At 70.1% G+C, this 13,988-nt stretch carries 13 protein-coding genes; 4 read left to right on the top strand and 9 right to left on the bottom strand.

The features are described from left to right. The 9 genes from H3C53_11230 to mnmG form a co-directional block, all read right to left on the bottom strand. Positions 1–227: hypothetical protein (locus H3C53_11230; protein MBW7917239.1), on the bottom strand; the 227-nt coding region annotated here is incomplete at its 3' end. A 63-nt stretch (positions 228–290) separates the two neighbouring features. Next, complete coding sequence (locus H3C53_11235) at positions 291–515, bottom strand: hypothetical protein (protein MBW7917240.1); 225 nt, start codon at positions 513–515, stop codon at positions 291–293. A 56-nt stretch (positions 516–571) separates the two neighbouring features. Further along, the gene (locus H3C53_11240; protein ID MBW7917241.1) at positions 572–1,495 is read right to left on the bottom strand and encodes a GNAT family N-acetyltransferase; all 924 of its coding nucleotides are present in this window, start codon (positions 1,493–1,495) and stop codon (positions 572–574) included. A gap of 101 nt (positions 1,496–1,596) precedes the next feature. After that, complete coding sequence (locus tag H3C53_11245; GenBank protein MBW7917242.1) at positions 1,597–2,100, bottom strand: transcriptional repressor; 504 nt, start codon at positions 2,098–2,100, stop codon at positions 1,597–1,599. Positions 2,101–2,357: 257 nt separating this feature from the next. After that, positions 2,358–3,332 (bottom strand): malate dehydrogenase, encoded by a 975-nt coding sequence (locus H3C53_11250; GenBank protein MBW7917243.1) that lies wholly within the window; start codon positions 3,330–3,332, stop codon positions 2,358–2,360. Between the two features lie 197 nt (positions 3,333–3,529). Then, the gene (locus H3C53_11255) at positions 3,530–4,351 is read right to left on the bottom strand and encodes a ParB/RepB/Spo0J family partition protein (GenBank protein ID MBW7917244.1); all 822 of its coding nucleotides are present in this window, start codon (positions 4,349–4,351) and stop codon (positions 3,530–3,532) included. Then, the gene (locus H3C53_11260; GenBank protein ID MBW7917245.1) at positions 4,335–5,093 is read right to left on the bottom strand and encodes a ParA family protein; all 759 of its coding nucleotides are present in this window, start codon (positions 5,091–5,093) and stop codon (positions 4,335–4,337) included. Before H3C53_11260 ends, H3C53_11255 begins: the two co-directional genes overlap by 17 nt. Continuing rightward, positions 5,075–5,788 (bottom strand): class I SAM-dependent methyltransferase, encoded by a 714-nt coding sequence (locus tag H3C53_11265; protein MBW7917246.1) that lies wholly within the window; start codon positions 5,786–5,788, stop codon positions 5,075–5,077. The genes H3C53_11260 and H3C53_11265 overlap by 19 nt, the downstream gene beginning before the upstream one ends. Positions 5,789–5,904: 116 nt before the next feature. Next, positions 5,905–7,731: a tRNA uridine-5-carboxymethylaminomethyl(34) synthesis enzyme MnmG gene (mnmG, locus tag H3C53_11270; protein ID MBW7917247.1), complete on the bottom strand. Its 1,827-nt coding sequence runs from the start codon at positions 7,729–7,731 to the stop codon at positions 5,905–5,907. Positions 7,732–8,206: 475 nt separating this feature from the next. Here mnmG and dnaA point away from each other — a divergent pair, with 475 nt between their 5' ends. The 4 genes from dnaA (at position 8,207) to pyk (ending at position 13,947) form a co-directional block, all read left to right on the top strand. Next, positions 8,207–9,550 carry a chromosomal replication initiator protein DnaA gene (gene dnaA / locus H3C53_11275; protein ID MBW7917248.1) on the top strand — a complete coding sequence of 448 codons (1,344 nt, stop codon included), beginning with the start codon at positions 8,207–8,209 and terminating at the stop codon, positions 9,548–9,550. Between the two features lie 579 nt (positions 9,551–10,129). Next, complete coding sequence (gene dnaN, locus H3C53_11280; protein MBW7917249.1) at positions 10,130–11,227, top strand: DNA polymerase III subunit beta; 1,098 nt, start codon at positions 10,130–10,132, stop codon at positions 11,225–11,227. Between the two features lie 21 nt (positions 11,228–11,248). Beyond that, positions 11,249–12,523, top strand: a complete 1,275-nt coding sequence (gene eno, locus H3C53_11285) for a phosphopyruvate hydratase (protein ID MBW7917250.1) — start codon at positions 11,249–11,251, stop codon at positions 12,521–12,523. After that, a complete protein-coding gene (gene pyk, locus H3C53_11290) occupies positions 12,520–13,947 on the top strand; it encodes a pyruvate kinase (GenBank protein MBW7917251.1) in 1,428 nt (475 codons plus the stop codon). The genes eno and pyk overlap by 4 nt, the downstream gene beginning before the upstream one ends. Positions 13,948–13,988: the final 41 nt, after the last annotated feature.

Consider the following 13,988-nt stretch of genomic DNA (forward strand, 5'->3'; position numbering starts at 1 on the left):
GCACGCGGCGCCTCAGGGGGGCGGGGCGCCGGCGGGACGTCGGAGACCTCGACGCGCGCCGCCGACCCGAGCGTTGTCTCGGTCGGCACGCGGCCGTCGTCGGGCTCCCCGTCGGGCTCCCTGACGCCGGCCGCCACGGACCTGAGCACGGCGATGAGCCGATCGCCCTCGTCGGCTGTGATGCGGCCGTCGGCCACCATGTTGGCTACCCGTTCGATCTCGTTCATTCTCTCTCTCCCTGACGGCGAACACGGCCGGCGCGCCGGAGTGATCGCGAGCAGCGCGGCTGCTCAGCGGAGGTTGGGGACGGCCCGGGGCGATTCGCCGGGCCCGCGGCCACCGTGGTCGTGCGTGCGCTGCCCGTCGTCGATCCGCGCGGCCCAGGCCTGCAGGCGTAGCGCCAAGCGGTGGCGGAAGCCGGCGCCGGCGGCGCGGGCCAGGCGGATGTTCGCGGCTTCGGCCCTGAGCTCGCTCGGACGATCGTTGGTGCGGCGGATGTCCAGGTACGCGTTCATCTCCTCGCCTCCTCGAGAAGATGATAAGAGGTGGTTAACAGATTGTCAAGTGTCGGTTACCATTCTCCAACTGCCGCCTTTACATCCTCTCCGAACGGCTGGAGGACGTAGGCGCCCTCGACCATCCGGCTGGCCGCGTAGCCGCGGTCGAAGAGGGGGATCATCGCTCGCCCGACCGCGGCCCGCCAGGCGCGCGCGAGGTCTGGCGCGGCGCCCAGGAGGTGGGTGACGTCGGTCGGAACGGCCACGAGGATGGCCGCACCCCTGCTCACGGCCTCGTCGTCGACGGGCACGAGCTGCGGCCCGGCCAGCGCTCCCTCGCCGGCGCGCCGCAAGGCCCAGACCGCGGCCGGGGGGCGCGGGGCGGCGGGCCGCACGCCGCCGGCTCGCAGTCCCTCCACCACGTCGCTCGCCAGCGGCCAGAGCGCCAAGAGCCGGTCGGTGGCCTGCCCGCCGCCGAGCGGGCCGCTCATGGGGCCGTAGAAGTCGGGGAGGTACTCGGCCCCGACCGCCCCGAGGTGTTCCAGGTTGAGGTTGGCGTTGCGCGCCTGCAGCGGGTCGAAGGTCCAGGTGATCCAGCCGAGGCCACGGGCGAGGCACCATGCCCGCTGATCCCACTTGAGCGCCCGTCCGACGCCGTGCCCGCGAGCGGCGGCGTTGACGGCCACCATGTGCGAGTGCAGGCCGGGTCCGCGCATCCCCCGGCCGTGCGGCTGCGCCAGGAAGCCGTAGGAGAAGCCGACCAACCTGCCGTCGACGAAGGCCCCCGCCAACTGGCCGCCGGCGTGGATGACCGCGCGGATCTGCGAGCCCGGCACGATCTCCACCTCGTCAAGGCCCCATACGTCGCGCTGCAGCTGCTCGACCGCCAGCAGCTCCTCGTGGCTCGACAGGGGCCTGACCTCGAGCGTGCCTGCGCTCGCCGTCGGCTCGCCGACCGTCGCCTCGTCCTGTGCGGTGCTGTCGTCGTTAGGCCCCACTGCCTACCCTCCCGGCCGGGCGGCCTTGCGCCGCCTCAGGAGAGGCTACTACTAGACGTGCCGGCGCGGCTGTCCGGCTCGCGTCCGCTCGTAGCGTCGGCTCAGTCGTCGGCGGCGCTAGGGGGGCGCCCAGTGAGGCTGAAACGCGGCTCGTCGACGTCCCAGCCGGTGTGGCGTTCCACGTACTCCTTGAGGAAGCGACCAAGGGGCACCCCGTCGATCATGGGCGCCGGCACGTCCTGCACCTCGCCCGTGGCCGGGCAGACGACGTGGTAGTGGGTGCTGACGTTGCTGTCGTATAACGCCTGCCCAGCCGCGCCCCTGAACTCACGCACCAGCCCGGCGCCCGCCAGGGCCGACAGGTTGAGGTAGACGGTAGACAGGCTCAGGTCCTCGCCCCGCTGCTTGAGGTCGAGGTACAGGCTCTCGGCGCTGACGTGCCTGTCCTCCTCCAGGAGGAACGAGAGGATCACCTCGCGGGGCCGGCTGTAACGGAGACCGTACTCGCGGAGCACCTCACGGGCGCTGGCCGCCTCGCACCCGTGCTCAGCGTGCGCGCCGCCGTTGGCGGCGGGGCCGTCGTTGCTGTGCCTTGACTCTTCCATCGGCATCTCCAGCGAGGTACTCATGCGCTCCCTGCCAACCAGCCTAGCATGTCGGAATCGCTCCGAGTTGGTGATCGACCGGAACTCCGCCCCGCACGTCCGAGAATAGCAGGTCGGGGCGCGAATAGGAACGACTCGCCGCACGGCCGGTGCCTGGTAGGTGCGGCGCGCAGCGCCCGGCCGGCGGTCCCGCGGCAACACGCGGAACGCCCCGGGCGCCGCGTTCCTGCGGACCCGGGGCGTGACCGGTCGCCCGCCTAGAGCAGGTCTCGAACGGCCTCGCGCTCCTCGAGCAGCTCGGCCTCCGACTTCTTCATCCGCTCCTTCACCCGCGGGTTCAGGTCCAGCCCCTCCACCACCGTCGCGCGGCCGCCCTTGACGGTGACCGGGTAGGAGTAGATGAGGCCCTCTGACACACCGTAAGCGCCGCTGGCGATGCCCATGCTCACCCAGTCGCCGTCGGGCGTGCCGAGCACCCAGTCGCGCACGTGATCGATGGCCGCGTTGGCCGCCGACGCGGCGCTGGAGGCGCCACGCGCGTCGATGATGGCGGCGCCGCGCTTCTGCACCGTGGGGATGAAGCTGTCCTCGACCCAGGCCTCGTCGACCAGCTCGGTGGCGGGTCGGCCCGCCACCGCGGCGTGGCTCAGGTCGGGCACCTGCGTACTCGAGTGGTTGCCCCAGATGGTCATGCGGGTGACCTCGCCTGCCTTGGCTCCGGCCTTGGCGGCCAGTTGGCTCTTGGCCCGGTTGTGATCGAGGCGCGTCATGGCGCTGAACTGCTCCGGGGCGAGGTCGGGCGCGTTGCGCATGGCGATGAGGCAGTTGGTGTTGGCGGGGTTGCCGACCACGAGCACCTTCACGCCGCGGGCGGCGTGGTCGTTGAGGACGCGCCCCTGCGCCGTGAATATGGCGCCGTTCGCCTGCAACAGGTCCTTGCGCTCCATGCCGGGTCCGCGGGGCCGCGACCCGACGAGGAGCGCGAAGTCCGCCTCCTTGAAAGCCACCGCTGGATCGTCGCTGGCCACCACGCCGTGCAAGAGCGGGAAGGCGCAGTCGTCGAGCTCCATGACCACTCCCTCGAGCGCCTTCAGGGCGGGTGTGATCTCGAGCAGTTGAAGGATCACGGGCTGGTCGGGACCGAGCATGGCGCCGGATGCGATGCGGAACAGCAGCGCGTAACCGATCTGCCCAGCGGCGCCGGTCACCGCGACGCGAACGGGTTGCTTCATGACGTCACCTCTGTTCGATTCGAGCGCCCGACGCGGGTCCGGTCGAGAGCGCGAAGCCGCCGCGCGGAACCCCGCCCGGAGGCCGTGCCCGTCGGCGCTTCGGTGCATCGTACCACCGGCGTGCGTTGGTCGCCGGCGTCGACCGACCCGCCCAGGCCGCTCAGCGCCGACGCGCCGGCCGGTGACCGGTCCGGACCTCAGCCCTGGTAGCCGAGCAGTTCCAACAGGCGCTGCAGCTCGTCCTCGCCCTTGAAGTGGAGCTCGATGCGCCCCTTCTTGGCGCCGCCGGCGATCGTCACCCGCGTGCCGGCGAACCGGCTCAGGTCTTCCTCCAGCCTCACGTAGCGGCCGGCGGGCCTGGTGCGGCTCGGCGTGGCCGCCGGGCGCCGCAGGCCCTCGGCCTCCCGAACGGTGAGCCCGCGCCTGACGATCTCATCCAGCGCCCAGTCGCGGTCCGTCTCCGGTTGCCCGAGGATCGCCCGCGCGTGGCCCGCCGCGATCACGCCGTCCTCGACCGCCGTTTGCGCCCGCTCCGGGAGGGCGAGCAACCGCAACGTGTTCGCGATGGCGCTGCGGCTCTTGCCGACGGCCTCCGCGACGCGCTCCTGGTTCATGCCGAAGTCGAGGAGCAGCTTGAAAGCACGCGCCTCTTCCATGGCGTTCAGGTCCTCCCGCTGGAGGTTCTCGACGATGGCGATCTCCAGCGTCTCCTGGTCGCTGAGCTCCCTGACGATGGCGGGGAGGCTCGTGAGGCCGGCGCGCTGCGCCGCCCTGAAGCGCCGCTCGCCCGCCACGATCTCGAAGCCGCCGTCTACGGGTCGCACGACGATCGGCTGGAGCACGCCCTTGGCGGCGATGGACGCGGCCAGCTCCGCGATGCCGGCTTCGTCAAGCCGCTTGCGAGGCTGGAACGGGGAGGGGATCAGCCGGGTGACCTGCAACTGCTGCACGCCGCCCTTCTCGACCTTGGGTAGCAGCGCGTCGAGCCCCCGGCCGAGGCCCCTAGGCTTCGCTGACACGGCGGATCACCTCCTCCGCCAGCGCCTCGTAGGCCACGGCGCCCTGCGATGTGGGCGCGTACGCCAGGACCGACTGGCCGTAGGACGGCGCCTCGGCCAGGCGCACCGTACGTGGGATGATCGTCTCGAACACGAGGCCTCCGAAGTGCTTGCGTACGTTCTCCTCGACCTCCTGGGAGAGGCGCGTGCGACCGTCGTACATGGTCAACAGGATCCCGAGGATGCGCAGGTCGGGGTTCACCGAGCCGCGCACGCGTTCCACGGTGTCCATCATGGACGCTATGCCCTCCAGCGCGTAGTACTCGGTCTGGAGCGGGACCACCAGCAGGTCGGCGGCGGCGAGCGCATTGAGGGTGAGGATACCCATGGACGGCGGCGCGTCGACGATTATGAAGTCGTAGTTCGGTCGCACCCCCATCAGGCCGCGGGCCAGCAGGCGCATGTTCTCACGACCGGCGTCGACCTCGACCTGCACTCCGGCCAGGTCGCCGGTGGCGGCAAGCAGGTCCAGGTTCGGCGTCGAGGTGGCGCAGACGGCCTGGCGCGCCGAGGCGCGGCCGGCGATGACGTCGTAGACGGTGCGCTCCGGCGCCGTGACTCCCACGCCGCTGCTCGCGTTGGCCTGCGGGTCGAGGTCGGCGAGCAGGATGCGGCGCCTCCCCGCCAACGCCGCAGACAGGTTGACCGCTGTGGTGGTCTTGCCGACGCCGCCCTTCTGGTTGATCACGCCGATGATCGGCACGCAGAACCTCCGGGAAGCCTTATGGCGACGAGGCTACCACGGGGCCCGAGCTCTTCCTCGACCACCTGGGTTGCCGCCCATCCGGTCTGGGCATGGGCGGCGGGACCTGCAGGCACACCGCGCCGCGCCACCGCTTCGGGCGCCTCCGGGCCCTCGACAGCCCCGCGGCCAGGCAGATCGGCCGGCTCCACGAGCCCCTCGCGCCACCCCGGCCCCCGCCGCGACACCAGCCAGCAGGCGGGGCCCCTGACCCCCTCGGTCAGCGAGGCTAGGTCCCGGAGGGACGCGACGGCCTGCGCGGTCACGACGTCGGCGACCACGTCCTCGAGGGCGCGCACGTCACCGGCGAAGACGCGCGCGTTCGCCAGGCCGAGCTGTGCGACGACGAGCTCGAGGAAGGCCGCCCGGCGGCGCCTGCGCTCGACGAGGTGGACGCTCGCGGCGGGCATGGCCACCGCCACGACGACACCGGGGAGGCCCGCCCCAGAGCCCACGTCGACGACGCACGGGGCGGGGCCGACCAACCGTTCGATCAGGGTCGCGTACCGCCCGGCCTCGTCGATCAGCCGGTCGAGGTCGTCCAACGCGCGCCTCGAGACGAGGTCGAGCGCGGGGTGGTAGCGCCCAACGAGGTCGCGGTACCGCGCCAACCGTTCTTCTGGCGACCCCGCCGCGGCGTCGCGACGGTCAGGCACGGCGCCCCGTCCGCGCGGCGCGCGCTGCCCCGACGGCCCGGTCGGGCCAGAGTCGAGAGGGCGCCAGCGCCGTGCCCGACGGCATCCGTGCCGATTGTTTCACGTGAAACATCCCCTCAGCCGCTCGCGCCCTCGGCCGCGACGTGATGGTGCCCCTTCAGGTGAACGAGCAGGGCGGTGACGTCGCTGTCGCGCACCCCCCGCACCCGCTGCGCTGCGCCGAGCGTCGCGGGCGCCGCGCGGCGCAGCGCCGCGCGGCCCTCGTTGGAGAGGCTCGCGACTCGCTCCAGGTCCACGCCGTCCAGGCTCATCCTCTCGTACGCCGCGCGACCCCCGAGCTGTCTGTTAGCGCGGTCGATGTACGCAGCGTAGCGGACCAGCGTGACGACCCGGGCGACCTCCCCTGCGCTCAACGCCTCGCGGGCCGGGCCCGTCAGCCTCGCCACGTCCTCGTATTCCACGCCGGGCCGACACAGCAGCGTCGCGGCGAGGACTCCGTCGTGCCTAACACTCGCGAGCCGCTCCACCTCGCGCCGCACCCGTTCGTCGGACGCGCGGTGCCGCGCCAGTTCCGCGTCACCGACGAGGCCCCACTCGTGACCCAGAGCCATCAACCGCTCGTCGGCGTTGTCCTGGCGGTGCAGGAGCCGGTACTCGTTACGCGAGGTCAACATGCGGTACGGCTCCTCGATGCCCCAGCGCACGAGGTCGTCGAGCATCACCCCCAGGTACCCCTGGTCGCGTCGCACGGTCACGCGGGCCATCCCGGCGGCATGCCGCGCCGCGTTGACTCCCGCGACGAGCCCCTGGGCGGCCGCCTCCTCGTAGCCGCTCGTCCCGTTGATCTGCCCGGCCGAGAAGAGCCCCGGCAGCCGGCGCGACATCAGCCCGACGTCGAGCTGGGCCGGGTCGAGCGCGTCGTACTCGACGGCGTAGGCGTAACGGTGGATGCGGGCGCGCTCGAAGCCAGGGAGGGTCCTGATCATCTCGTCCTGGACGTGGGGCGGCATCGAACTCGACAGACCCTGCAGGTAGAGTTCGCTGGTGTCGAGCCCGTCCGGCTCCACGAACAGCAGGTGATGGTCCTTGTCGGAGAAGCGCACGACCTTGTCCTCGATCGATGGGCAGTAGCGCGGCCCGGCACCCTCGATATCACCGCCATACATCGCCGATTCGTGCAGGTGCTCTTGGATGAGCGCGTGTGTGGCGGGGGTGGTCCGCGTGAGCCACGTCGGCGTGCTCGTCATCCTCGGCCCCGGGACCCCGCTGAAGGTGCCCGGCGGATCGTCCGACGGCACTTCCTGCAAGACGCTCAGGTCGACCGAGTCGGCCCTGATGCGCGGGGGGGTTCCCGTCTTCAACCGGATGAGGTCGTGGCCCGTGGCCCGCAGCGACGCGGACAGGTGTCGCGCCGGTGCCTCGCCCTGACGGCCGGCGGGGCGCTGCCGCTTGCCGTACCACACGACCCCGGCCAAGAAGGTCCCGGTGCACAGCACGACCGCCGGTGCAGCCAGCACGCGCCCGTCGGTGGTCGAGACGCCGGCGACCGCGTTCTCATGCCTGATGATCTCGGCTGCCTCGGCCCTGACGACCTCGATGCCCGCCTCGGCCTCGACGACCGCCCTGGCCGCGGCGGCGTACCCGTCCCGCTCGTTCTGCACCCTCAAAGACTGGACGGCTGCTCCCTTCGACGCGTTCAACGTCCGCGTATGGATGGCCGTCAGGTCCGCGAGGCGCCCCATCTCTCCGCCCAGGGCCTGCAGTTCGAACACGAGCTGCGACTTGCCCGGGCCGCCGACCGCCGGGTTACACGGCATCACGCCGATCTTGTCCGGGTTGGGGAGGACCATGGCCGTCCGCGCACCCAGGCGCGCGGCGGCGAGCGCCGCCTCTATGCCCGCGTGCCCACCGCCGATGACGACCACGTCGAACTCGCGCTTCATCAGTCCCTCCGTCGTCGCGGCCGCGGAACCACCGCGCGCGTGACCCCGCCACGGCGCCGGCCGATGCCTCGACGAGCGCCACAGAGTATAGCGGCCGTCGCCGGACTCCGGCAGTAGTCCGCCCCGCCTAGGCATCCGCGATCCGGGCGGGCCCGCCAGCCGGCAGCGCACGGCGCCGCCCGGCCTGGGCAGGGCGACGGCCGCCGGCCAGGTAGCATCTGATAGACTGCCGAGGCCTGCGGCGCACCACGACCTACCCCGTGACCGACGTGCACAGCGGCGCTGCCTCCGACCCGCGGTCGTGTGGTGATCGGTAGCTCGCGCCCCTTGCGGCGGGGTCGCGTCACTCCGGGTCGGCTCGACGCCGCGCGACCGGCACATCACGCCCGGCAACCGCGCCCCCGGTCCTGTGCTCGGCGCACGCGGCCGGCGGCGTTCGTGGCTGCCTGCACGGATCTGGAAGGAGGGTTCCGCGATGGCGGGGAGGATGCAGGGGATGTGGGACGACGTCATCGCGCGAGTCCGCGAGGAGATCCCGGAGGTCGAGTTCCGGACGTGGTTCACGCAGGTGACCCCCCACGGCATCGTCGACGGCTCGTTCGTCCTCGCCGTCCCTCACACGTTCGCCCGCGACTGGCTGCGCAGCAACTACACCGACGTGATCGAGGGCGCCCTACGGGCGTTGGGGATGGACTCTCCGCGGGTCACGTTCCAAGTGGTCCCCACCCAGGTCACGGAACAGCAGGACATGTTCAGCGGCCCCATCGTCGAGGCCGAGGCGACGGAACGTCTCCCCGTCCGCAAGCCGACGCTGAACCCCAAGTACGTCTTCGCCAACTTCGTGGTCGGCCCCAACAACAACCTCGCCAACGCCGCGGCGCGGGCGGTGGTGGAGGCGCCGGGGCGGGCGTACAACCCGCTGTTCCTCTACGGCGAAGCCGGGTTGGGCAAGACACACCTGATGCACGCGGTCGGGCACGCGGTCTTCGAGAGCAAGCCACACCTGCAGGTCGAGTACGTCACCACCGAGGCGTTCACGAACGATCTCATCACGGCCATCCGCGAGGACCGGATGACGCAGTTCCGGGACCGTTACCGCACCATCGACGTCCTCCTGATCGACGACATCCAGTTCATAGCCGGCAAGGAACGTACGCAGGAGGAGTTCTTCCACACGTTCAACGCCTTGTACGAATCCGGCAAGCAGCTCATCGTGTCATCGGACAGGCCGCCCAAGGACATCCCCACCCTCGAGAAGAGGCTCCGCAGCCGTTTCGAGTGGGGACTGATCACAGACATCCAACCCCCCGAGTTGGAGACGCGCATCGCCATCCTCGCCATGAACGCCGAGTACCGCGGCGTCAAGGTGCCGCAGGAGGTCATCGATTACATCGCCAGGCACGTGACCTCCAACATCCGCGAACTGGAGGGGGCACTCGTCCGCGCCATCGTGTACGCCTCGCTCAACCAGTCGCCGCTGAACCGTCAGACCGTCGCCAAGGCCCTCTCGGACGTGTTCGCGCCCGGCGAGATGAACCTGACGATGCCGGACATCCTCCGCCGGACCGCGGACCACTTCGGCGTGAACTCGGACGACGTGCGGGGCAAGGGGCGCCGCCAGGAGCTCGTCGTGCCCCGCCAGATTGCCATGTTCCTCATCCGCGAGCTGACGACGCACTCCTACCCCGAGATCGGCGAGTACTTCTCTGGCCGCGACCACTCGACGGTCATGTACGCCGTGCAGAAGATCCAGGCCTTGACCGACGAAGACGGCGACGTCCCCCGGGCCGTGCGCACCATCCGCGACTCCTTGGTCTGAGCCGCGACCGCCGGTGGCAGGGAACGCCCGGCGCGGCTCCTTTCCCGAGCGCAGCGCGACCTGTGGACAAACCTATGGACAACCTGTCGACAACCTGCGGAGGTCTCTGTGGACCGGTCACCAACGGAGACCACCTGGGGATTGCGGTGGAGCGTCGCCATAGTTCTCCACAGCCCACCCCGAGTTGTCCACAACGCGCTCAACAGTCACCTCGTCGTCCCCAACGACGATAACGTCGCTATCCACACTCTCCACAGCCCCTACTATTAGTGGTTCTCCCCTTCAAGAGTTGTATGAACCCGCGAGGACCGAGCGGGCATGCCCGGTTGGAACCCTACCGGGTAGCGGGGTAGGTCGTGCGCCCTGGAGTCCGAGCCCGTCTCGAGCGGGTCAGGGACCGTGCCTCACCACCGCGGCCCAGCAAGTGCTCGCACTGGACGATGTATGCTCTAGCCGGGCGCGACGCCGGCGCCACGCCGACCGCCGCCGATCCCGTCCAACGGCACCTACGTGGCGCCGGACGGTGTGGCTGCATGGCCGTAGACCCCGAGGCCCAGGAGAGATGTCCAGGAGAGTTGCATGAAGGTGCTCGTCCCCAAGAAGAGCCTCGCCGAGACGCTCGCTCGCGTCGAGCGCATCGTCCCCAGTCGCTCCAGCAACCCGGGACTGAGCCTCCTGCGGATCGACGTCGACGAGGACGGCATGGAACTCAGCGGCTCGAACATGGACGTCGACATCCGCGCGCGCTTCGCTGTCGATTCCCCCGGGAGCGCGAGTTGTGCCGTCGTTGGGCACGTCTTCAGCCAGGTGGTGCGCGCGCTTCCCTCCGAGGACGTCGCCATCGACCTCGGCGACGGCGAGATGGAGATCAGCTCCGGCACCTTCGCGACTAGGCTGCAACTCATGGCGCCCACCGCCGCGCCGGTACTCACCTTCCCCACGGAGCACCAGGGAGCACTGGACGCCGGCAAGCTCGAGCGCGCCCTGTCGGCCGTCAAGTACGCCGCCTCGGTGGCGGACTTCCAGGCCGTCTTCCGCGGCGTGAAGCTCGAACTCGCTGACGGCCGCACCCGGAGCGTGGCGACCGACGGCTTCCGGCTCGCCTACTACGACCTACCGGAGAGCTCGGGCCTGGCGGCCGATATCATCGTGCCGGCGCGGAGCGTCGAGGAGTTGCTGCGCGTCCTGGGCGACGGAGAGGTCAAGCTCGGCCTCGAACCCGGCCAACTCAGCGTGCAGCACGGCAACTACGCCTTGAACCTGAAGCTGATGGACGGGACCTTCCCCGACTACGAGCGCGTGATCCCCAAGCGGTTCCCCGTGAGCATCACGCTGCCCGCTGCGGGTCTGGCGGAGGCCGTCACCCGCGCGGCGCTCATGGCCGACAAGACGACCAACAACCGCGTCGACCTCTTCATCAAGGACGGCGAAGTGCGCATCACCGCCGAGGGGAGCTTCGGTAGGAGCCAGGAGACCATCCCCGTGATGCAGGAAGGCACCGATTCGGAGATCGGTGTCGCGTACAACAGCAAGTACCTCGTGGACGCCCTCAGCCGCGCGAGCGGCGACGTGCGGCTCAGCTTCTCCTTCTCCGGAACGGAAGCCGCGCCCAGCGTGGTGACCGACCTGAGCGACCCGAGTTACCTGGCGATGGTGGTACCCCTCAAGACTTCGTAAGGCCGGGGTACAGGAGGACCGATGACAAGTATCGAAGACGTGCGCGCGCTCGAACTGCTCGACTCGCGCGGGAACCCAACCGTGGGCGCGATCGTGACGCTCACGAGCGGCGCGACCGGCATGGCCGCCGTGCCATCGGGTGCCAGCACCGGCGCCCACGAGGCCGTGGAACTCAGAGACGGCGGCGGACGCTACCTCGGCAAGGGCGTGCTCAAGGCCGTCCAGAACGTGAACGAGCGCATCGCGCCCGAGCTGCTCGGCATGGACGCCCTGGAGCAGGCCGCCATCGATCGCGCCATGTGCGAACTCGACGGCACCCCCAACAAGGGCGAGCTGGGCGCCAACGCCATCCTCGCCGTGTCGCTCGCCACGGCCCGGGCCGCCGCGGACGCCCTCGGGGTTCCCCTCTACCGCTACCTCGGTGGGCCCAACGGGCGCGTGCTGCCGGTGCCCCTCATGAACGTCATCAACGGCGGCAAGCACGCCGACAACGCCGTCGACATGCAGGAGTTCATGCTCGTCCCCCTGGGGTTCCCGACGTTCGGGAGCGCGGTGCGGGCGGGCGTCGAGACGTTCCACCACCTGAAGAAGGTGCTTACCAAACGCGGTTACAACACGAACGTCGGTGATGAGGGCGGCTTCGCGCCCGACCTCAAGAGCAACCGCGAGGCGCTCGAGGTGCTGCTGGAGGCCATCGAGAAGGCGGGTTACGCCCCCGGCGACGAGATCGGCATCGCCCTCGACCCGGCCAGCACGGAGTTCTACCAGGACGGGCGCTACCACCTGAAGGCCGAGGGCAAGGAGCTCGACTCCGACGGCATGATCGCGTACTGGCAGGAGTGGGTCGAGCGCTACCCGATCGTGTCGATCGAGGACGGCCTCGCCGAGGACGACTGGGTCGGTTGGGCGAAGCTGACCAAGGCCCTGGGGGGCCGGGTCCAACTCGTTGGCGACGACCTGTTCGTGACGAGTAGCGCCCGGCTTCAACGCGGAATCGACGAGCACGTGGCGAACTCCATCCTCGTGAAGGTAAACCAGATCGGCACCCTCACGGAGGCGATGGACGCGATGGAACTCGCCAAGACCTACGGGTACAGGAACGTCGTCAGTCACCGTTCCGGCGAGACCGAGGACGCCTTCATCGCCGACCTGGCCGTGGCCGTCAACGCCGGGCAGATCAAGACCGGCTCGGCGAGCCGCTCCGACCGCGTGGCCAAGTACAACCGCCTCTTGGCCATCGAACAGGAGCTCGGCGACGCCGCCCGGTACCTGGGCAAGGCCGCCTACAAGCGATGAGCAAGAACCGCAGCACGAAGATCGTGGCGACGCTGGGGCCGGCCTCCAGCTCACCCGAGATGCTCGAGAAGCTGTTGAGGGCCGGCGTCAACGTGTTCCGCCTCAACTTCTCGCACGGGGCGCAGGAGGTGCACCGCGCCACCGTGACCGGCATCCGCGCCGCGGCCGAGAGGCTCGGCGTGTCGGTCGGCATCCTCCAGGACCTGCAAGGGCCGAAGATTAGGGTGACGCGTTTCGAGCGCGACGAGGTCGAGCTGACGGTCGGCCAGAAGTTCAGCATCACCTGCGCCGACGACAGCCCCGGCGACGAGACCCGGGTGGGGGTCACCTACACGAACCTTGTCAACGACCTCAAGATCGGCGACGAGCTGCTGCTGGACGACGGGCGCCTGGAGTTGCGGGTCACCGCCCTCGACGGCGAGACCATCGAGACCGAGGTCGTGGTGGGTGGGGTGCTCAGCAACAACAAGGGGATCAACATCCCCGGCGCGCACCTCAGCCTGCCGGCCCTGACCGACAAGGACGTGCAGGACCTGCGCTTCGGCGTCGAGCTAGACGTCGACTGGGTCGCCATGAGCTTCGTGCGCACGCGCGACGACCTGCTGCTGGCGCGCCACTACCTCGCGCGGGCTGGCTCCCAGGCGAAGCTGATGGCCAAGATCGAGAAGCCCAGCGCCGTGGACCGCTTCGACGAGATCCTCAAGGAGGTCGACGGCGTCATGGTGGCGCGCGGAGACCTCGGCGTCGAGATGGCCGCCGAGCGCGTGCCGCTGATCCAGAAGCACCTCATCCGCGAGTGCTTGAACGCCGGCAAACCGGTCATCACTGCCACGCAGATGCTCGAGTCCATGATCAACAACCCGAGCCCCACGCGGGCCGAGGCGTCTGACGTCGCGAACGCCATCTTCGACGGCACCGACGCGGTCATGCTCTCCGCCGAGACGGCGGTCGGCAAGTACCCGGTGGAGGCCGTCAAGATGATGGACCGCATCGCCCGCACGGTCGAGGCGTCGGCCGAGTACCGGAGCGGCATGCACCAGCTGGTGCCGGCCGCCGACACGTCGACGGCCGACGCGGTGGCGCTGGCGGCGGTCGAGATGGCTTACAACCTCGACGCGCAACTCATCGTCACCTTCACGTCGAGCGGCAGCACCGCGCTGAGGGTGGCGCGGAACCGCCCGCCCACGCCGGTCCTGGCCATCACACCGAACGCTCGCTCGCTGCGGCAGATGATGGTCATGTGGAGCGTCATCCCGTACCTGAGCGAGGACATCCACGACACCGACGAGATGGTCTCCGTCGCGAAGCGTGCCATCCAGGAGACCAACCTGGTGGCGCCAGAGTCGCGCTTCGTGATAACGGCCGGCGTGCCGTTCGGCATGCGCGGCACGACCAACCTGATCCGAGTGGAGCGCTTCCGCTGAAGCGCAGCGGCCCGGCCAGCTGGCCGGGCCGCGATCCCAAC

The sequence above is a fragment of the Trueperaceae bacterium genome, from assembly GCA_019454765.1.
Taxonomy (GTDB): Bacteria; Deinococcota; Deinococci; order Deinococcales; family Trueperaceae; genus JAAYYF01.

Excerpts from the sequence above, each read along its gene's own strand:
- H3C53_11245 (MBW7917242.1), bottom strand. The coding sequence starts at position 2,100 with ATGGAAGAGTCAAGGCACAGCAACGACGGCCCCGCCGCCAACGGCGGC.
- H3C53_11235 (MBW7917240.1), bottom strand. The coding sequence starts at position 515 with ATGAACGCGTACCTGGACATCCGCCGCACCAACGATCGTCCGAGCGAG.
- pyk (MBW7917251.1), top strand. The coding sequence starts at position 12,520 with ATGAGCAAGAACCGCAGCACGAAGATCGTGGCGACGCTGGGGCCGGCC.
- dnaN (MBW7917249.1), top strand. The coding sequence starts at position 10,130 with ATGAAGGTGCTCGTCCCCAAGAAGAGCCTCGCCGAGACGCTCGCTCGC.
- mnmG (MBW7917247.1), bottom strand. The coding sequence starts at position 7,731 with ATGAAGCGCGAGTTCGACGTGGTCGTCATCGGCGGTGGGCACGCGGGC.
- dnaA (MBW7917248.1), top strand. The coding sequence starts at position 8,207 with ATGGCGGGGAGGATGCAGGGGATGTGGGACGACGTCATCGCGCGAGTC.
- eno (MBW7917250.1), top strand. The coding sequence starts at position 11,249 with ATGACAAGTATCGAAGACGTGCGCGCGCTCGAACTGCTCGACTCGCGC.
- H3C53_11250 (MBW7917243.1), bottom strand. The coding sequence starts at position 3,332 with ATGAAGCAACCCGTTCGCGTCGCGGTGACCGGCGCCGCTGGGCAGATC.